Below are 17,930 nucleotides of genomic sequence, written 5' to 3'. Positions count from 1 at the left end.
CCCACGATCATCGGCGTGGTGGTGGTGGAGACCTTCCGGCGGCTCGTGCAGCTCGAACTCGACCGGGTGCTCGTGCAGAGCACCGTGCAGGCGCCGCGCTTCGCGGTCGGCATGCTCGCATCCGAGGAGCTGGCCCGTCTCGATCTCGCCGCCGAGGAGCTGCTGGTCTCGGTCGCCGACCGCAAGGTCGTGCTGCCGCTGATCCCCAAGAATGCGTCGATCGCGGCTCAGCTGGCGACCGAGCTGCGCCTGCACCTCATCGAGGGCCGGCGCGAGACCTGGCTCTACCACGCCGTCAGCGAGTCGGAGATGCTCGGCAAGTCGGTCACCCTCATCGACAAGTCCGCGCTGGCCGGGCTGCTCGACCCCTCCCAGCGCGATGGCCTGCTCTCGACCGCCTGGCTGCTCGTGAGCGAGAACCTCAAGCCGAGCCAGGGCCGATCGCTCACGATCCAGCTCGGGCCGGTGGCTCCGGGAGGCGAGGTGCCCGACCACAAGATCCTCGTGCCGATCACGATCACCTCCACGGGGATCGCTCGGAATCGTGTCGACTCGGGCGTCTGGGACGCCCTGAGCCGGGTCGGGCGTTACTCTGACTCCACCCAGGACGCGAGCCTGCGCGTCGACATCCAGTGTCTGGTCGACAATCCCGCCGACCAGGAGATCCGCAGTGAGGAGCGATCGTGACACCCATCCGCGTCGCCATCGTCGATGACCACAAGATGCTTCTGGGTGCGCTCACGGAGTGGATCCGCAGCGCCGCGAGCGACATCTCCATGGTGGCCGCGGTCACCACCTGGCCGGAGCTGCTCACGCATCCGGAGTTCCCGGTCGACGTCGTGCTCCTCGACCTCGACCTCAAGGACAACATCCCGGTCGCGCTCAAGATCTCGACGCTGAAGACCACGGGCGTGCGCACGGTGCTCATGAGCACCTACTCGGAGCCGAACGTCGTTCGCGAGGCCCTCGCGGCCGGGGCGCTCGGCTACCTGGTCAAGAGCGAGGACGCGGTCATGATCGTCGAGGCGATCCGGGCGGCGTCGCAGGGCGAGAGCTTCATCTCCGCCGAACTCGACCTCGCGCTGAACGCGGGCGACATCGGCGGCGCGCCGAAGCTGAGCGCCCAGGAGCGCCGCGTGATGGCGTTGTACGGCGGCGGCGAGCCGGTCAAGTCGGTCGCCTACCAGCTCGGCATCTCCGAGGAGACCGCCAAGAGCTATCTCAAGCGGATCCGCGAGAAGTACCGCGTCGCGGGCATCGATGTCGGCACCAAGGTCGCGTTGCGCAAGCGCGCGATCCAGGACGGCATCCTGATCCAGGACGCGCCCACCGGGGCGTTCTAGGACTCCAGCGCGCGCTCGAGGCGCTCGACCTTGCCGGTGAGCTCGCCCGTGCGCCCCGGCCGGATGTCGGCCTTCAGCACGAGCGACACGCGCGTGCCGTAGGCGCCCACGGCCTCGGTGGCGCGGCGGACGACGTCGAAGACCTCGTCCCACTCCCCCTCGACCGTCGTGAACATCGCGTCGGTGCGGTTCGGCAGGCCCGACTCGCGGACGACCCGCACGGCTGCGGCCACCGCGTCGTGCACGGAGCCGTCCTCCTCGGCGGCGGGGCCGCCGGAGGGGGCGACGGAGAAGGCGACGAGCATCAGGACTCCCTTTCGCGAGATGGGCCGAACGGCCAGACGTCCGGCAGCCACTGCCCATCCTCGTCCTGGGTGAGGGGTCGGCGCAGCAGCCGCACGAGCAACGCCAGCGCCCAGGCGAACAGCACGAGCAGCAGCAGGTTGCGGGCCGTGAGCACCGCGAGGATCAGCGGCTGCAGGCGCAGGACGTCGTCGTAGAAGAACGGGTAGACGAGCTGGGTGAGCGCCGCCGTCACCAGGGTGAGCAGCGCGGGGCCGGTGAACGGCATCCCGCGCCCGGTCGCCCGCACCGCGAGCCCGAGCACGATCGGCACCGCGAGCCAGCCGATGTACTGCGGCGACCCGACCTTGTTGGCGACGATGAGCGCCGTCGTGAAGCCGAGCGTCAGGGCGGGCAGCAGGTCGGCTGCGGACGTCCCGCGACGGGCGATCAGGATGCCGAGCACGAGCACGGCCCCCACGGCCACCACCAGCAGGGGCGTCGCGAGCGCGGCGGTGGCCGGGACGCCCGCGCCCTGCACCTGGTAGGTCAGGATCGTCGTGTCGTAGTAGACCGACACCGGCCCGCCCGGATGGGCGGCCGCGATCCACAGCCAGGGCGTCGCGAGGCCCGCCTCGATCTGCAGCCCCCGGCCGGACTGGGCCGTCACGAACGAGAACACGTGCGCCCCGCCGCCGAGCAGCAGTGCTCCCGCCACGACCACCGCGGAGAGCACGAGCGCGCCGAGTGCGACGTCGACCCGGCGCCGGAGCGCGACGACGGCCGCCGCGACGAGCGCGGCGGGCCACACCTTGATCCAGGCCCCGACGGCGAGCAGCACCCCGGCCGCGCGCGGCGCCCGCACCAGCAGCAGAACGCCGACGAGAGCCGCCGCCGTCGCGAACGAGTCGATGCGGGTCAGCGCGATCGGCCCGAGCAGCAGCAGGAGCGCCAGCCACCACCAAGCGGCGAGCGCGCCGCGTCGGTCGCGGCCGAAGCCGGTGACGAACGCGAACGCGACGGCATCCACGACGAAGACGAGGCTGAGCCAGGTGGGGGCGATCCGGTCCGGCCCGAACAGGTTCGACGCGATCATCGGCGGCAGGGCGAGGATCGGGTACACCCACGACGTCTGGATGCCCACCCAGACGTGCCGCGACAGCCCCTGTTCGATCCATGCCGGGTAGATCGCGCGCACGTCGCCGATGCCGGTGCCGTTCGGGAAGCCGAGCGCGACCGCCCCGACGACGAGGTGCACGACGACGAACGCGATCCAGAGCGGCACCGGATGCGTCAGCAGGCGATGCGCCCGCCGGCCGGCGCCGCGCCTCATGCGGCGAGCAGACCGGCGATGACGCGGGGCAGCTCGGCGGCGAGGTCGAGCACCGTGAGCGGTCCGCCGGCGCTCGCGCGCTCCGCCGCGAGGCCGTGCAGCACGGCGCCCGTCGCGGCGAGCGGGGCGATGGTCTCCGGCTCGTCGGCGATGCGCTTCGCGTGGGTCGCGAGCAGCGCACCCAGGATGCCGGCGAGCGCGTCCCCGGCGCCCGCCGTCGCGAGCCAGCTCGGGGCGTTCCGCACCCGCAGCATGCCGCCGTCGGGCGTGGCGACGTGCGTCGTGTGCCCCTTGAGCAGCACGGTCGCGCCGAGCGACGCGGCGGCCGCCCGTGCGGCGCCCTCCGGGTCGGCGCGAACCTGCTCGACGGGACGACCCACCGCCTTGGCGAGCTCGCCGGCGTGCGGCGTGAGCAGCGCAGGGCCTGCGGCACGGTCGTGCAGGTCGAGTGCGCCGGCGTCGATGACGACCGGCACCTCTTGCGCGAGCGCGGCCTTCAGCCATCCGGCGGTGCGCTCGTCGCGCTGCGCGGCGTCCTGCCCCGAGCCGAGCACCCACGCCTGCACGCGGCCGTCGACGGTGACCGCCTCGGGCCGGCGCGCGAGCACCAGCCGGGTCGGCCGCCCGGTGCCGAGATAGCGGATCATGCCGACGCCCGTGCGGGCCGCCGCCTCGACGCCGAGCACGGCCGCGCCCGGGTACTGCGCCGATCCGGTGACGAAGCCGACGACGCCGCGGGTGTACTTGTCGTCGTCGGGACCGGGGACGGCGATCCAGCGGGCGGCCTGCTCGGGGCCGAACAGGTCGTCCATGCAGCCACGATAGTTTGGCGGGGTGGCCATCAGCATCCCCGGCAAGGTCGTCGTCTTCGACTACGGGGAGGTGATCTCGCGCACCCCGGCCCCCGGCGCCCAGGCCGAGCTCGCCGCGCTCGCGGGCACCGACCTCGCGACGCTGCAGGAGGCCTGGCTGCGCCACCGGCACGAGCTCGACCACGGCACGCTCGGCGTCGTCGAGTACTGGCAGACGATGGCGCGCGAGCTCGGGACGGAATGGGGCATCCGGCGCATCCACGAGCTCTGGGCGCGCGACTTCGCGAGCTGGTTCACGCTCGAGCCGGAGACGGGCGATCTCATCGGCGAGCTCCACGACGGCGGCACCCGGATCGCGCTGCTCTCCAACGCCGGCTTCGACTACGGCGACCCGTTCCGGTTCTGGCCGCTCGGTTCGCTCATGGAGCGGGTGTTCGTGAGCGCCGAGCTGGGGCTGCTGAAGCCCGACCCGGAGATCTACCGCCGCGTGATGGACGAGCTGGGCGTCGGGCCGTCGGGCACGGTCTTCGTCGACAATAAGGCGGAGAACGTCGACGCGGCCGCCGCGCTCGGCATCACCGCGCACCATTTCACCGGCGCCCCCGGCCTCCGGACCTTCCTCGAGGGCCTCGCGGAGGCGGCGGCGTGACCGTGCTGTTCGACCCGTTCCCCGTGCGCGACGTGACGGCGCGCAACCGCATCTGGGTCGCCCCGATGTGCCAGTACCAGTGCCATGCGCTCGACGGGGTGCCGACGGACTGGCACCTCATGCACCTCGGCCAGTTCGCGCTCGGCGGCGTCGGGCTCGTGCTCACCGAGGCCACCGCGGTCGAGGCGATCGGCCGCATCAGCCCGCGCGACACGGGCATCTGGAACGACGAGCAGGTCGCCGCGTGGCGCCGCGTCGTCGACTTCGTGCACGCGCAGGGGGTGCCCATCGGCATCCAGCTCGCGCATGCCGGGCGCAAGGCCTCGACCTGGGCGCCGTGGGGCGAGGACGGTCGGCGCGGCCACGTGCCCGAGGCGGATGGCGGCTGGCCCGCGGTCGCGCCCTCGCCGCTGCCGTTCGGCACGCTGCCGGCGCCGCGCCAACTCACGCCCGACGAGGTGGCCGCGCTGCCCGTGACGTTCGCCGACGCGGCCGAGCGGGCGATCGCCGCCGGGTTCGACCTCGTCGAGGTGCACGCCGCGCACGGCTACCTCCTGCACCAGTTCCTCTCGCCGCTCAGCAACCGGCGCGACGACGCCTACGGCGGCTCGGCCGAGAACCGCGCGCGCCTGCTCGTCGAGGTGGTCCGCGCCATCCGGGAGCGCGTGGGCGACCGGATGCCGGTGCTCGTGCGCTTCTCGGCGAGCGACTGGGCGCCCGGCGGTCTCGATCCCGAGGAGGTCGGCCGCATCGCGGGATGGGCGCGGGGGGCCGGCGCCGACCTGGCCGACGTGTCCTCCGGCGGACTCGTCGCCGACCAGCGGATCGAGTCGGCCCCCGGCTACCAGGTGCCGTTCGCGACGACCGTGCGGCGGATCGGCGGGCTGCCGGTCGGCGCCGTCGGACTGCTCACCGATGCGCACCAGGTGGCCGGGATCGTCGACTCGGGCGCCGCCGATGTCGTGCTGCTCGCCCGGGAGCTGTTGCGCGACCCGCATTTCGCGCTGCGCGCTGCGCGCGAGCTCGGCGTCGACCTCGCGTGGCCGGGGGTGTATGAGCGGGCGAAGCTCTCGCCGCGCTAGCGTCGCGTCGCGTCGTTGATCTGACCGACGAGCTCCTCGATGATGTCCTCGAGGAAGAGCACGCCGAGGGTCGTCCCGTGCTCGTCGAACGAGCGCGCCAGGTGCGCTCCCGAGCGCCGCATCATCGCGAGCGCGTCCTCGAGGTCCATGTCGCGGAACACCGAGATCAGCTGCCGGATCCGCTTCGGCGGCACCGGCTCGTCGAATTCGCCGTTGTCGAGGTCGATGACGTCCTTGAGGTGCAGGTAGCCGGTCGGCTCGCCGGCCTCGTCGACGAGCGGGTAGCGGCTGAACCCGTGCTGGGCGACGGCCCGCTCGACGTCGACGGGGGTCGCGTCCTCGGGGAGGGTGACGAGCTGTTCGAGCGGGAGGGCGACATCCCGCACCGACTTGGTCGTGAACTCGAACGCGTTGCCGAGCGCTCCGGTCGCATCGGTCAGCACGCCCTCCCGGGTGGAGGTCGCGACGATCGTCGCGACCTCGTCGACCGTGTAGGCGCTGGTCGCCTCGCTCTTGGGCTGGACGCCGAACAGACGCACGACGCCGTTCGCGATCGCGTTCAGCGCCCACACGATCGGCCGGAAGACCGTCGCCCACGCGACCAGCGGCACGGCGAGCACGAGCGCGGCCCGGTCGGGGATCGAGAACGAGATGTTCTTGGGGATGGTCTCGCCGAACACGACGTGCAGGAACGAGACGAGCAGCAGGGTCACGATGAAGGCGATGGTCCCGTTGACCTCATCGGCCCAGCCGGTCAGCTGCAGCGGCACCTCGAGCAGCCCGTGGATCGCCGGCTCCGAAACGTTGAGGATAAGCAGCGACGCGATCGTGATGCCGAGCTGCGTCGAGGCGAGCATGAGCGTCGCGTGCTCCATCGCCCAGAGCGCCGTCTTGGCGAACCGCGAGCCGGCGTCCGCCCTCGGCTCGATCTGCGAGCGACGCGCGGCGATGATCGCGAACTCCGCCGCGACGAAGAAGGCGTTGACGACGAGCAGCACGACGAGCCAGACGAGGCCCCACCAGTTGGCCGGGTTCACCGCCGCTCCCCCTGCTCCTGCGCGGCGGTGCCGCCGTCGGCCTCCGGATCGGGCGTGAACCGGATGCGGTCGATCCGCCGTCCGTCCATGCGCTCGACGCGGAACACCCCCGCCGGCACCGTCACGGCGTCGCCCACCCGGGCGACGCGGCCCAGTTCGCTCATGAGCCAGCCGGCGACGGTCTCGTAGGGACCGTCCTCCGGCACGCTCACGCCCGCGCGCTCCTGCAGCTCGTCGGGGCGGAGGGCACCGGGGAAGGTGATCCAGTCGCGACTGCGCACGACATCCGGGCGACTGCGGTCGTGCTCGTCGGACACCTCGCCGACGAGTTCCTCGACGAGGTCCTCGAGGGTCGCGACGCCCGCCGTGCCGCCGTACTCGTCGACGACGATGGCCATCTGGTAGCCGCGGCCGCGCAGCTCGCCGAGCAGGGTGTCGAGACGCATGGTCTCCGGCACCCGGAGGGCGTCGTTCGCCAGCGCCGACACCGGCACCTCGGCACGACGCTCGCGCGGCACCGCGACGGCCTGTTTGATGTGCACGAGGCCCGTGACGTCGTCGATGTCGTCGTCGATGACCGGGAAGCGCGAGAACCCGGTGCGGCGCGCGAGCTCGACGACGGCCTGCGCGCTCGCGGAGCGGTCGATGCTGGCGACCCGCGGTCGGGGCGTCATGACGTCGGAGGCGTCGTGGTCGGAGAACGCGAGCGTGCGCGCGAGGAGGGTCGCGGTGTCGCGGTCGAGCGCGCCCTCGCTCGCCGATCGGCGCACGAGTGTGCGCAGCTCCTCAGCCGTCCGTGCGGAGCTCAGCTCCTCCTTGGGCTCGATGCCCACAGCCCGCAGCACGCCGTTCGCCGACCGGTTCAGCACCCACACGAACGGCTTGAACACGGTCGAGAACCCCAGCTGGAACGGGATGACGATCTTCGCCACCTGCCGCGTCACGGAAAGGGCGAGGTTCTTCGGAACCAGCTCGCCGATGATCATCGACAGCAGCGTCGCGATCGCGACGGCGACGATCGACGCGACCGGCAGCACCGCCCCGGACGGCAGACCCAGGCCCCGGATGGCGGGCGTCAGGAACGACCCGAACGCCGGCTCCAGCGTGAACCCGGTCAGCAGCGTGGTGAGCGTGATGCCGAGCTGCGCGCTCGAGAGATGCGTCGAGGTGTGCCGCAGACCCCGGATGACGGGCCCGAGCATCGTCTCCCCGCGCGCTTGGCGCGCCTCGAGATCCGCACGCTCGAGATTCACCAGGGTGAACTCGCTCGCCACGAAGAACCCCGTGCCGACCGTCAGCACCAGCCCGATCACGAGCAGCACGACGTCCCAGCTCATCGGAGGCCGCGTCGAGACGGAGGGTCGTCCATGATCCGGGCAGTCTACCGAGACTGCTCCTCCACGCCCGTGACGAGAATCCGAGAAATGCCATGTCGACCGTGCGGAGATAGACCATGATCCACGCCGTCTAACGATCGCCTGGAGCAGTGCTCGGGTGGTCGTCGGTGCCGGGGGTTCGTCGGGGCACTCTCGAAACGCCATGTGAATAGCGCCTCATAGTGAGGCGGGGTTCACATCGCGTTTGTAGAGGTACCTGTCCCTACAGGCCCGATTCCAATTCCCACCCCGCGCCCACACGCCGATCCAGGGCGCTCCGGCGGGTGGAGCTCAGTCGAGCCGGAACGGATCGTCGCGGGGACGGCCTCCCTCGGCGACCCAGCGATGGTCGCCGTCGCCCTCATCCTCAACCGTGTCGTCGAGCCAGGGCTCCTCTGCGTTGCGTTCCGGCCATGGCCACGAGGGTCGGGGCCCGCGGCTGCGGCGCGCAGCGGAGTCGATGCGGTGCGGCCGCCGTGCGGGCGGCGCGTCGACGAGGTACGGCCAGCCGTAGTGGTGCTCCCAGCGCTCGCGCAGCGCATCGATCTCGCGCTCGAGGCGGTCCATGGCGCCGGGATGGAGCCGGTACATCCGGGATCCCCCCTCCTGGCGGGTGATGACGAGATGCTCGTCCCGGAGGGTGCGCAGGTGGTGCGACACGGCCGTGCGGCCGATGCCGAAGTCGTGCATCGCCATGTCGGTGAGCTCGGCCACGGCGTGCTCGCCGGTGGCGAGCGTCTCGAACAGCAGCCGGCGAACGGGATCGGCCAGCATCGCGAACATGTGCATCCGCGCCACGCTAGGCGCAGCGGCGCAACGCTCGTCGCCCGCCCGCCGGAGTGGTGGACGATCGCGCGTCAGGCGCCCGCGGGGTACAGGCGCTCGTGAACGCCCTCCTCGCGCATCGTCCACAGCATGTCCGCGAGGAGCACAGGATCGGCATCCGGGAAGGGAGCCACCGGGCGGCCGGCCGCTCTCGCCTCGGCACGGGAGGCGTGGAAGGGCGTCCCCTCGATCGCCGCTCCGATGTAGAGCCGCCCCACGAAGACGCCGCGCGGGCCGACCTCGGCCTCCAGCGACTGGAGGTAGTTGCGCTGCGCGGCGAGCACGGGGCCCGGCCCGCTCATCCCCGGCAGACCCCGGACGGCGGCCATCCCCTGTGCCACCAACACTGCTCCCGCGCCGCGCTCCAGCATGGCGGGCAGGAACGCATGCACCATCGCGACCGGGGTGTACAGCGCCAGCGCCAGGTAGCTCGGGAAGGCATCCGGTGTCAGATCGGCGGCGGGGGTGAAGCCGGCGTTGGTGCCGCCCGGCTGGGACGCGAAGTACAGCACATCCGGATCGCCGACCTCGTCGCGGATGCGGCCGATCAGGTCGGGCAGGGCACCGGTGTCGCCGAGATCCGCGGTCAATGTCACCGCGCGACCGGGCAGGTCGGCGGCGATCCGGGCGAGGTTCTCCGCGCGACGGCCGACCAGCACCGCCGCGTACCCCTCACGGGTGAAGCGGGCCGCGACGGAGCGGCCGAGACCGGGTCCGGCACCCAGGATGACGATGGATGAAGCCATTGCTGCTCCTTCGAGACGTTAACTTGACCCTAGGATCAATTTGACGGTGTCGTCAAGTTGGTATCGTGCCGGTGTGTCCTCGTCACCGGCGCCCGCCTCCCCGCCCCGCCGCGCCGACGCGCTGCGCAACGAGGAGCTGATCCGGCGGGCCGCGATCGAGGCGTTCCACGGCCGCGGTCTCGACACGCCGCTCGAGCAGATCGCGGCGGCCGCCGGGGTCGCGAAGGGCACCATCTACCACCGGTTCGGAGGTCGCCAGGGGCTCGTCGACGCCGTGATCGGCGAACTCGTCGGCGCCGAGATGGACCGGATCGCCGAGGTCGCCGAGCGCACCGCCGACCCGTGGGAGGCGCTGGCCGGATACATCCGCGACCGCCGCGACCTGCACTACCGCGAGCCGGCCGCCGTCGACGCCCTCCTGGCCAGCCGGCTCGACTCAGCCGCGCTCCGCGGCCTCGCCGAGCGGGCGAGTCGTACGAGCGACGGTCTCATCCGCCGAGCACGGGATGCCGGTGTGCTCCGCGCCGACTTCACGACGCCGGACCTGTACCATGCCGACGTCGGCAACGGCCTCGCCCTGCGTCGCCTGCCGCTGCCTACGCCCGCGGACTACGAGCGCCGGACGCGCATCTTCCTCGACGGTCTGCGGCCTCCGGGTCACCACCCGACGGGGAGCGGCTTGCCCTCCTCGTAGCCCGCCGCGCTCTGGAGACCCACGGTCGCGCGCTCGTGGAACGTCTCGAGGTCGGTCGCCCCCGCGTAGGTGAACGAACTGCGCACCCCCGAGGTGATCATGTCGAGCAGGTCCTCGAGCGAGGGGCGCAGCGGGTCGAGGTAGATCTTGGAGCTCGAGATGCCCTCCGCGAAGAGCTCCTTGCGAGCCAGCTCGTAGGGATCGAGACGTCCGAAGCGATCGTGGACGGCCTTCGTGGATGCCATCCCCCAGCTCTGCTTGTACAGGCGCCCATCCGGCGCGGTCTCGAGCCGGCCCGGCGCCTCGATGGTGCCCGCGAACCAGGACCCGATCATGACCGAGGCGGCGCCGGCGGCGAGCGCGAGCGCGACGTCGCGCGGGTAGCGCACACCGCCGTCCGCCCAGACGTGCGCGCCGAGCTCGCGGGCGGCCTGCGCGGTCTCCAGCACCGCGGAGAACTGCGGACGTCCCACGGCGGTCATCATGCGCGTCGTGCACATGGCGCCCGGACCGACCCCGACCTTCAGGATCGTCGCACCCGCCCCGACGAGGTCGCGCACGCCGTCGGCGGTGACCACGTTGCCGGCCACGATCGGGATGCCGAGGCCGAGGCCGCTCACCGCGTCGAGCGCGCGCAGCATGCCCTCCTGATGCCCGTGCGCGGTGTCGACGACGAGCACGTCGACACCCGCGTCGGCGAGCGCCTTGGCCTTGCTCGCGACATCGCCGTTGATGCCGACGGCCGCCGCGACCCGCAGCCGGCTGCGGGCGTCGAGAGCAGGGTGGTAGAGCGTGCCGCGCAGTGCGCTGCGGGGGCTCGTCGTGCCGACGATGCGGCCGTGCCGCTCGACGAGCGCGAAATCGATGCCTGCGGCCGACATCCGGTCGAAGGCGGATCGGGGGTCCACGTCCTCGTCGTCGAGTTCCGGGATCGCGCCGTGCACCAGGTCGCCGAGCCGGGCATCCGGCAGCGCCGTCGCCAGCCGGGTGGCGGGGACCGCGCCGTACTCCACCTCGTCCTCGCGCAGCACGATGCCGTGTCCCTCGGCGGCGGGCAGCAGGGCCAGGGCGTCGGCGACGGTCGCCGACGGCGGGAGGGTGAGCGGGGTGTCCCAGTGGACCGGCTGCTCCTTGACCCAGCGGATCGCGGCATCCAGCTCCTGCAGCGGCAGATCCTGCGGCAGCACGCCCAGACCGCCGCGGCGGGCGAGGGTCGCGGCGAGCCGCGGCCCGGTGACCGAGTTCATGTTGGCGGCCACGATCGGGATGGTGGCACCGGTGCCGTCGCCGGTCGACAGGTCGACGTCGAGGCGGCTCGAGACGCCCGATCGGGTGGGCACGAGGAAGACGTCGGAGTAGGTGAGGTCGTGCGGCGGTCGCTCACCCAGGAATCGCATGCCTCCACGGTATCCGGAAGAACTCAGGAACTTCCGGGGCGTGCCCCACTCGGGCGACGGCGGGATCCCGCCGGGATGGTTAAACTCGTACACGTTTGTCGACGCAGAAAGTAGGCGGTCAGCCGTGTCCACGCCCGTGACGGGAGTCGAGTCCGAGGACGGCAATTCCGGGGACTTCGGAGCCAATGAGTGGCTCGTCGATGAGCTCTACGAGCGCTACCTGAAGGACCGGAACTCCGTCGACAAGAGCTGGTGGCCCGTGCTCGAGTCGTACCACCCGGTCGACCCGACGCCCACGCAGTCGATCACCCTCCCGCCGGCGGCAGGGCCGGAGGCTCCCGCACCGGAGGCGGAGCCCGCACCGGAGGCGGCGGCACCCGCAGCACCGGCACCGACGGAGGCGCCCGCATCCGCGGCGACCCCGGCGTCGCCCGTCGCCCGCACCACCTCGGCGCCGGCGCGCCCGCAGCCGATCCCGGCCGACGCGCCGCAGACCGGCGCGACCCCGGTCATCACCGACGAGACGACGGCCGATCAGGACACGGTGACCCCGCTGCGCGGCGTGGCCAAGTCCATCGCCGCCAACATGGACATCAGCCTCACCGTGCCGACCGCGACGAGCGTGCGCACGATCCCGGCCAAGCTGATGATCGACAACCGGATCGTCATCAACAACCACCTGCGGCGCGCCCGCGGCGGCAAGGTGTCGTTCACGCACCTCATCGCGTGGGCGATGGTGAAGACGCTGCGCGAGTTCCCGAGCCAGAACGTCTACTACGACGAGGTCGATGGCAAGCCCAGCGTCGTCGTGCCGGCGCACATCAACCTCGGCATCGCGATCGACCTCCCGAAGCCCGACGGCAGCCGCTCGCTGCTCGTGCCGGGCATCAAGCGCACCGACACGATGGCGTTCAACGAGTTCCTCACCGCCTACGAGGACGTCGTGGCGCGCGCCCGGCAGAACAAGCTGACGGCGGCCGACTTCCAGGGCGTCACGATCTCGCTCACCAACCCGGGCGGCATCGGCACGGAGCACTCGGTGCCGCGCCTCATGAAGGGCCAGGGCTGCATCATCGGCGCCGGCGCCCTCGAGTATCCGGCCGCCTTCCAGGGCTCCTCGCCCAAGACGCTCGTCGAGCTCGGCATCGGCAAGACGATCACGCTCACGAGCACGTACGACCACCGCGTCATCCAGGGCGCCGGGTCGGGCGAGTTCCTCAAGAAGGTGCACGAGCTGCTCATCGGCGAGCGCGGCTTCTACGAGGACATCTTCTCGGCGCTGCGGATCCCCTACGACCCGATCCACTGGGCCGAGGACATCAACGTCGACCTCTCGGAGCGGGTCGACAAGACCGCGCGGGTGCAGGAGCTCATCGGCGCGTTCCGCGAGCGCGGCCACCTCATGGCCGACATCGATCCGCTGGAGTACCGGCAGCGCACGCATCCGGACCTCGAGATCACCAGCCACGGACTGACGTTCTGGGACCTCGACCGCGAGTTCGTCGTCGGGGGCTTCGCGGGCAAGCGCTCGATGCTGCTGCGCGACATCCTCGGCGTGCTGCGCGACGCGTACTGCCGCACCGTGGGCGTCGAGTACATGCACATCGAGGATCCGGAGCAGCGCCGCTGGTTCCAGGAGCGCCTCGAGCAGAAGTACGAGAAGCCGACCAAGGAGGAGCAGCTGCGCATCCTCGGCAAGCTCAACGAGGCCGAGGCGTTCGAGACCTTCCTGCAGACCAAGTACGTCGGACAGAAGCGGTTCAGCCTCGAAGGCGGCGAGTCGTTCATCGCGGCGCTCGACGCCACGCTGCAGGCGGCGGCGCATGCGGGCCTCATCGAGTCGGTGATCGGGATGGCGCACCGCGGTCGCCTGAACACGCTGACGAACATCGCCGGCAAGACCTACGGCCAGGTGTTCCGCGAGTTCGAGGGCACGCAGGACCCGAAGACGGTCCAGGGCTCCGGCGACGTGAAGTACCACCTCGGCACCGAGGGCACCTTCACGGCGCTCGACGGGGCCCAGATCCCGGTGTACATCGCGGCCAACCCGTCGCACCTCGAGACCGTCGACCCGGTCATGGAGGGCATCGTCCGCGCCAAGCAGGACCGGCATCCCATCGGGTCCTTCAACGTGCTGCCGATCATGGTGCACGGCGACGCGGCGATGGCCGGCCAGGGCATCGTCTACGAGGTGTTCCAGATGTCGCAGCTGCGGGCGTACCGCACGGGCGGCACGGTGCACCTGAACATCAACAACCAGGTGGGCTTCACGACGCAGCCCGGCGACGGACGCACCTCGGTGTACTCGACCGATGTCGCCAAGGTCATCCAGGCTCCCGTCTTCCACGTGAACGGCGACGACCCGGAGGCCGTCGTGCGCGTGTGCGAGCTGGCCATCGAGTACCGCGAGCGCTTCCACCGCGACGTCGTCGTCGACCTCATCTGCTACCGCCGTCGCGGGCACAACGAGGGCGACGACCCGTCGATGACGCAGCCGCTCATGTACAACCTCATCGAGGCCAAGCGCTCCACCCGCACCCTCTACATGGAGGCGCTCGTCGGTCGCGGCGACATCACGCAGGAGGAGGCGGACCAGGCGCACCAGGACTTCCAGGAGCGGCTGGAGCGCGCCTTCGCCGAGACGCACGCGGCGCAGACCGGCGCGATCCCGGTCGTCTCCGCCGACGGCGGCTCGACGACCGACATCGAGCGCCCGGCCTCGCAGCAGGACGACTCCGCGGGCGAGCCGGCGACGACCGGGGTGGCCGACCAGGTCATCCGGATGATCGGCGACGCGTTCGCGAACGTGCCGGAGGGCTTCAGCGTCCACCCGAAGCTCAAGCAGCTGCTGCAGAAGCGGGTCGACATGAGCCGCGGCGGCTCGATCGACTGGGCCTTCGGCGAGCTGCTCGCGCTCGGCTCCGTGCTGCTCGAGGGCACGCCGGTGCGTTTCGCCGGTCAGGACACCCGGCGCGGCACATTCGTGCAGCGCCACGCGGTGCTGCACGACCGCATCAACGGTCAGGAGTGGCTGCCGCTGGCGAACCTGTCCGACCACCAGGCCCGCCTGTGGATCTACGACTCGCTGCTGAGCGAGTACGGCGCGATGGGCTTCGAGTACGGCTACTCGGTCGAGCGGGCCGACGCGCTCGTGCTGTGGGAGGCCCAGTACGGCGACTTCGCCGACGGTGCGCAGACCATCATCGACACCTTCGTCTCGAGCGCGGAGCAGAAGTGGGGCCAGCGCTCGTCGGTCGTGCTGCTGCTGCCGCACGGCAACGAGGGCCAGGGCCCCGACCACTCGTCGGCACGCATCGAGCGCTACCTGCAGCTCGCCGCCGAGGACAACATGACGATCGCCCGGCCGTCGACGCCGGCGTCGTACTTCCACCTGCTGCGCCGTCAGGCGTACGCCCGGCCGCGCCGCCCGCTCGTCGTCTTCACGCCGAAGTCGATGCTGCGTCTGCGCGGTGCGACGAGCGATGTCGCGGCGTTCACGAGCGGACGCTTCGAGCCCGTGCTCGACGACGCGCGCGTCGCCGACAGGAGCGGGATCAAGCGCGTCGTGCTGCACTCCGGGAAGCTGCACTACGACCTGCTGGCCGAGCTCGAGAAGTCGAGCGAGCAGCGGGTGGCGCTCGTGCGCCTCGAGCAGCTCGCGCCCGCGCCCGTCGATCAGCTGGCCGCGGTGCTCGCCGGGTACCCGGATGCCGAGGTGCTCTGGGTGCAGGAGGAGCCGGAGAACCAGGGCGCCTGGCCGTTCATCGCGCAGCAGCTCGTGCCGCACCTGGACCGTCCGCTCCGGGTCGTCGCCCGGGCGGCGTCGGCGGCGACGGCGGCCGGGTCGAGCAAGCGCAGCGCCGCGGAGCTCGGCGAGCTGCTCGCGACGGCGACGAGCCTCTGAGCCGCTAGCGGGTGCTGATCGCCGCGAGCACCGCGGCCTTGAGCTCCTCGGGGGCCGTCTCCTGGCAGGCGGAGCGCATCTTGAGGGTCAGCGTGAGCCCGACGAGGTGCTCGGCCGAGCAGTCCTCGCAGTTCTCGAGGTGGTCGGTCACGTCCTGGAAGTCCTGCTCGCTCAGCTCCGAGTGCAGGTACTCCTCCAGTTCTGCCTTGGCCTTCTCACAGCCGCAGTCGGTCATCTCTTGCTCCTGGTGGCGGGTTCGGGCACCGTGAACCCACGGTCCCGTGCATAGTCGGCGAGGCGCTCCCGCAGGAGCCGGCGGCCACGATGCAGCCGACTCATCACGGTACCGACGGGGGTCTTCATGATGTCGGCGATCTCCTGGTAGGCGAAGCCCTCGACATCCGCGAGGTACACCGCCAGCCGGAAGTCCTCCGGGATGGACTGCAGCGCGTCCTTCACGTCGCTGTCCGGCAGGTGATCGATCGCCTCGGCCTCGGCGGAGCGGGTCGACCGACCCTGCGTGATCGACTCCGCGGACCCGAGCTGCCAGTCCTCGAGGTCGTCGATCGCGTTCTGGTACGGGTTGCGCTGATTCTTGCGATACCCGTTGATGAACGTGTTGGTCAGGATGCGGTACATCCAGGCCTTGAGGTTCGTGCCCTGCTCGAACTGCCCGAAGGCCGCGTACGCCTTGACGTAGGTCTCCTGCACGAGGTCGCCGGCATCCGTGGGGTTGCGGGTCATGCGCATCGCAGCCGCGTACAGCTGATCCATGAAAGGGATCGCCTGCTCCTCGAAGAGCGCTCGCAGCTGCTCGGGCGGCAGATCCGACCGACGACGTCCGCGGCGGCGATCGAGGTCGTCGACGGCGTCGAGCTCGGATTCGACCACGGTGAGGTCGTTCTCGGACGTGTCCTTCGGCTCGTCGCTCATCGCCTGGAAGTCTATGCCGGAGGCGGTGGAGGGACGTTCGAGCACGCTCGTGGGCACGGGGCGCCGCTCCTCTCGTCTCCACCGGGCGATCCCCGGACGTTACTGTGGACAACCGATGGGCCTGATGAGGTATTCCGACCGCGAGGAGCTTCCTCTCGACGGCGTGCGCGCGCGGGAGACCGAGAAGACCGGGCCGGGCACGTGGAGCGCGCCGACGGCCGTTGGTCCGCTGGCCGCGCGGCTGAGCCTGCCGGGCTCCAAGAGCCTCACCAACCGGGAGCTCGTGCTCGCGGCGCTGGCGGACGCGCCGTCGGTGCTGCGCCGCCCCCTGCACTCCCGCGACACCGCGCTCATGGTCGAGGCGCTGCGCTCGCTCGGGGCCGGCATCCACGAGCAGCAGGGCGACGGCGCATTCGGAGCCGACCTGCGCATCGCGCCCGGCGAGCTCGGCGGCGGGATCTCGATCGACGCGGGTCTGGCCGGCACGGTCATGCGGTTCATCCCGCCGGTCGCGGCGCTCGCGCTCGGCCCGGTCGCGCTGGACGGCGACCCCGCGGCCCGTCGACGCCCGATGCGCGCGACGATCCAGGCGCTGCGCGACCTCGGCGTCGACGTCGCCGACGACGGCCGGGGCTCGCTCCCCTTCACCGTGCACGGCACGGGCGAGGTCGAGGGCGGCGAGGTCGCGATCGACGCCTCGGCCTCGAGTCAGTTCGTGTCGGGGCTGCTGCTGGCCGCCCCGCGGTTCGTGCGCGGCCTCACCCTGCGGCACACCGGCGAGCGGCTGCCGAGCATGCCGCACATCCAGATGACGATCGCGACCCTCGCGGCGCGCGGCGTCGTCGTCGAGTCGCCGGAGCCCGGCGTCTGGGTGGTGCCGCCGGCCCCGATCCGCGCGCTCGACGTGACGATCGAGCCGGACCTCTCGAACGCCGCCCCCTTCCTCGCCGCCGCGATCGTCGCGGGCGGCAGCGTGACGGTGACCGGATGGCCGGCCTCGACCACGCAGGTCGGCGATGCGCTGCTCGAGCTGCTCCCCCGCTACGGCGCGACCGTGACCCGCCACGGCGACGCGGTCACCGTCACGGGCGGCCCCGCGATCCCAGGCGTCGACCTCGACCTGTCGGAGGGCGGCGAGCTCGCCCCCACCTTCGCGGGCCTCGCGGCGCTCGCGACGGGGCCGGGCCGGATCACCGGGATCGCGCACCTGCGCGGGCATGAGACCGACCGGCTCGCGGCGCTCGCCTCCGAGCTCGGCGCGCTGGGCGCGTCCGTCACGGAGCTCGACGACGGCCTCGCGATCGAGCCCGCCCCGCTCCACGGCGGCGCGTGGCGCAGCCACGAGGACCACCGCATGGCGACCACGGGCGCGCTCGTCGGCCTCGCCGTGCCGGGCGTCGAGATCGACGACATCGGCGCGACCGCGAAGACGCTGCCCGAGTTCCCGGAGCTCTGGCGCCGGATGCTGCGACCGGCATCCGGCATCGACCCGCTGATCTGGCCCGGCGTGTGAGCCC

16 protein-coding genes and 1 pseudogene are annotated in these 17,930 nt (G+C 71.7%); 7 read left to right on the top strand and 10 right to left on the bottom strand.

Annotated features, from left to right (window positions below; genetic code table 11):
• A pseudogene (locus ABD285_RS09440) lies at positions 1-687 on the top strand (hypothetical protein); the annotation flags it as partial.
• Positions 684-1,343 carry a response regulator transcription factor gene (locus ABD285_RS09435; RefSeq protein ID WP_284252672.1) on the top strand — a complete coding sequence of 220 codons (660 nt, stop codon included), beginning with the start codon at positions 684-686 and terminating at the stop codon, positions 1,341-1,343. The pseudogene ABD285_RS09440 and the gene ABD285_RS09435, both read left to right, overlap by 4 nt.
• Here ABD285_RS09435 and ABD285_RS09430 read toward each other — a convergent pair.
• From ABD285_RS09430 to ABD285_RS09420, 3 genes are read right to left on the bottom strand one after another with little or no spacing between them, the layout of a single operon-like run.
• Positions 1,340-1,648: a thiamine-binding protein gene (locus tag ABD285_RS09430; RefSeq protein WP_344202179.1), complete on the bottom strand. Its 309-nt coding sequence runs from the start codon at positions 1,646-1,648 to the stop codon at positions 1,340-1,342. The genes ABD285_RS09435 and ABD285_RS09430 overlap by 4 nt on opposite strands.
• Positions 1,648-2,958, bottom strand: coding sequence for a hypothetical protein (locus ABD285_RS09425; protein WP_344202176.1), 1,311 nt, complete (start codon positions 2,956-2,958; stop codon positions 1,648-1,650). The genes ABD285_RS09430 and ABD285_RS09425 overlap by 1 nt, the downstream gene beginning before the upstream one ends.
• Complete coding sequence (locus ABD285_RS09420) at positions 2,955-3,770, bottom strand: ADP-dependent NAD(P)H-hydrate dehydratase (RefSeq protein WP_344202173.1); 816 nt, start codon at positions 3,768-3,770, stop codon at positions 2,955-2,957. The genes ABD285_RS09425 and ABD285_RS09420 overlap by 4 nt, the downstream gene beginning before the upstream one ends.
• A 22-nt stretch (positions 3,771-3,792) precedes the next feature.
• On the opposite strand from ABD285_RS09420, the gene ABD285_RS09415 reads away from it, so the two are divergent.
• Together ABD285_RS09415 and ABD285_RS09410 are read left to right on the top strand one after the other, a co-directional pair.
• Entirely contained in the window at positions 3,793-4,419 is a 627-nt protein-coding gene (locus ABD285_RS09415; RefSeq protein WP_284252681.1) for an HAD family hydrolase, read from the top strand.
• Positions 4,416-5,501 (top strand): NADH:flavin oxidoreductase/NADH oxidase, encoded by a 1,086-nt coding sequence (locus ABD285_RS09410; RefSeq protein WP_344202170.1) that lies wholly within the window; start codon positions 4,416-4,418, stop codon positions 5,499-5,501. The genes ABD285_RS09415 and ABD285_RS09410 overlap by 4 nt, the downstream gene beginning before the upstream one ends.
• Here ABD285_RS09410 and ABD285_RS09405 read toward each other — a convergent pair.
• The 4 genes from ABD285_RS09405 to ABD285_RS09390 form a co-directional block, all read right to left on the bottom strand.
• Positions 5,498-6,538 (bottom strand): hemolysin family protein, encoded by a 1,041-nt coding sequence (locus ABD285_RS09405; RefSeq protein ID WP_284252682.1) that lies wholly within the window; start codon positions 6,536-6,538, stop codon positions 5,498-5,500. The genes ABD285_RS09410 and ABD285_RS09405 overlap by 4 nt on opposite strands.
• A complete protein-coding gene (locus ABD285_RS09400; RefSeq protein WP_344202167.1) occupies positions 6,535-7,875 on the bottom strand; it encodes a hemolysin family protein in 1,341 nt (446 codons plus the stop codon). The genes ABD285_RS09405 and ABD285_RS09400 overlap by 4 nt, the downstream gene beginning before the upstream one ends.
• A 330-nt stretch (positions 7,876-8,205) precedes the next feature.
• Positions 8,206-8,703, bottom strand: coding sequence for an ArsR/SmtB family transcription factor (locus tag ABD285_RS09395; RefSeq protein ID WP_344202164.1), 498 nt, complete (start codon positions 8,701-8,703; stop codon positions 8,206-8,208).
• A gap of 68 nt (positions 8,704-8,771) precedes the next feature.
• On the bottom strand, positions 8,772-9,485 hold the full coding sequence (locus tag ABD285_RS09390; RefSeq protein WP_284252686.1) for an SDR family oxidoreductase: 714 nt from the start codon (positions 9,483-9,485) through the stop codon (positions 8,772-8,774).
• Positions 9,486-9,558: 73 nt separating this feature from the next.
• Here ABD285_RS09390 and ABD285_RS09385 point away from each other — a divergent pair, with 73 nt between their 5' ends.
• Positions 9,559-10,179, top strand: coding sequence for a TetR/AcrR family transcriptional regulator (locus ABD285_RS09385; protein WP_284252688.1), 621 nt, complete (start codon positions 9,559-9,561; stop codon positions 10,177-10,179).
• On the opposite strand, the gene guaB1 is transcribed toward ABD285_RS09385, so the two are convergent.
• On the bottom strand, positions 10,143-11,576 hold the full coding sequence (gene guaB1 / locus ABD285_RS09380; protein ID WP_344202160.1) for a GMP reductase: 1,434 nt from the start codon (positions 11,574-11,576) through the stop codon (positions 10,143-10,145). The two genes, ABD285_RS09385 and guaB1, sit on opposite strands and share 37 nt — an antisense overlap.
• 124 nt (positions 11,577-11,700) lie before the next feature.
• Between guaB1 and ABD285_RS09375 the strand changes: the two genes are divergently transcribed.
• A complete protein-coding gene (locus tag ABD285_RS09375) occupies positions 11,701-15,480 on the top strand; it encodes a multifunctional oxoglutarate decarboxylase/oxoglutarate dehydrogenase thiamine pyrophosphate-binding subunit/dihydrolipoyllysine-residue succinyltransferase subunit (RefSeq protein ID WP_284252690.1) in 3,780 nt (1,259 codons plus the stop codon).
• A 4-nt stretch (positions 15,481-15,484) separates the two neighbouring features.
• Here the strand turns inward: ABD285_RS09375 and ABD285_RS09370 are convergent, their stop codons facing one another.
• Positions 15,485-15,715 carry an anti-sigma factor family protein gene (locus ABD285_RS09370; RefSeq protein WP_284252692.1) on the bottom strand — a complete coding sequence of 77 codons (231 nt, stop codon included), beginning with the start codon at positions 15,713-15,715 and terminating at the stop codon, positions 15,485-15,487.
• Positions 15,712-16,413 carry a sigma-70 family RNA polymerase sigma factor gene (locus ABD285_RS09365; RefSeq protein ID WP_344202156.1) on the bottom strand — a complete coding sequence of 234 codons (702 nt, stop codon included), beginning with the start codon at positions 16,411-16,413 and terminating at the stop codon, positions 15,712-15,714. The genes ABD285_RS09370 and ABD285_RS09365 overlap by 4 nt, the downstream gene beginning before the upstream one ends.
• 115 nt (positions 16,414-16,528) lie before the next feature.
• Between ABD285_RS09365 and aroA the strand changes: the two genes are divergently transcribed.
• A complete protein-coding gene (aroA, locus tag ABD285_RS09360; protein ID WP_344202153.1) occupies positions 16,529-17,926 on the top strand; it encodes a 3-phosphoshikimate 1-carboxyvinyltransferase in 1,398 nt (465 codons plus the stop codon).
• Positions 17,927-17,930: the final 4 nt, after the last annotated feature.

This window comes from Pseudolysinimonas kribbensis (assembly GCF_039531715.1).
In the GTDB taxonomy this organism is placed as follows: Bacteria; Actinomycetota; Actinomycetes; order Actinomycetales; family Microbacteriaceae; genus Pseudolysinimonas; species Pseudolysinimonas kribbensis.
The sequence above is the reverse complement of the archived record's forward strand: the minus strand, read 5'-3'. Positions and strand labels throughout refer to the sequence as shown.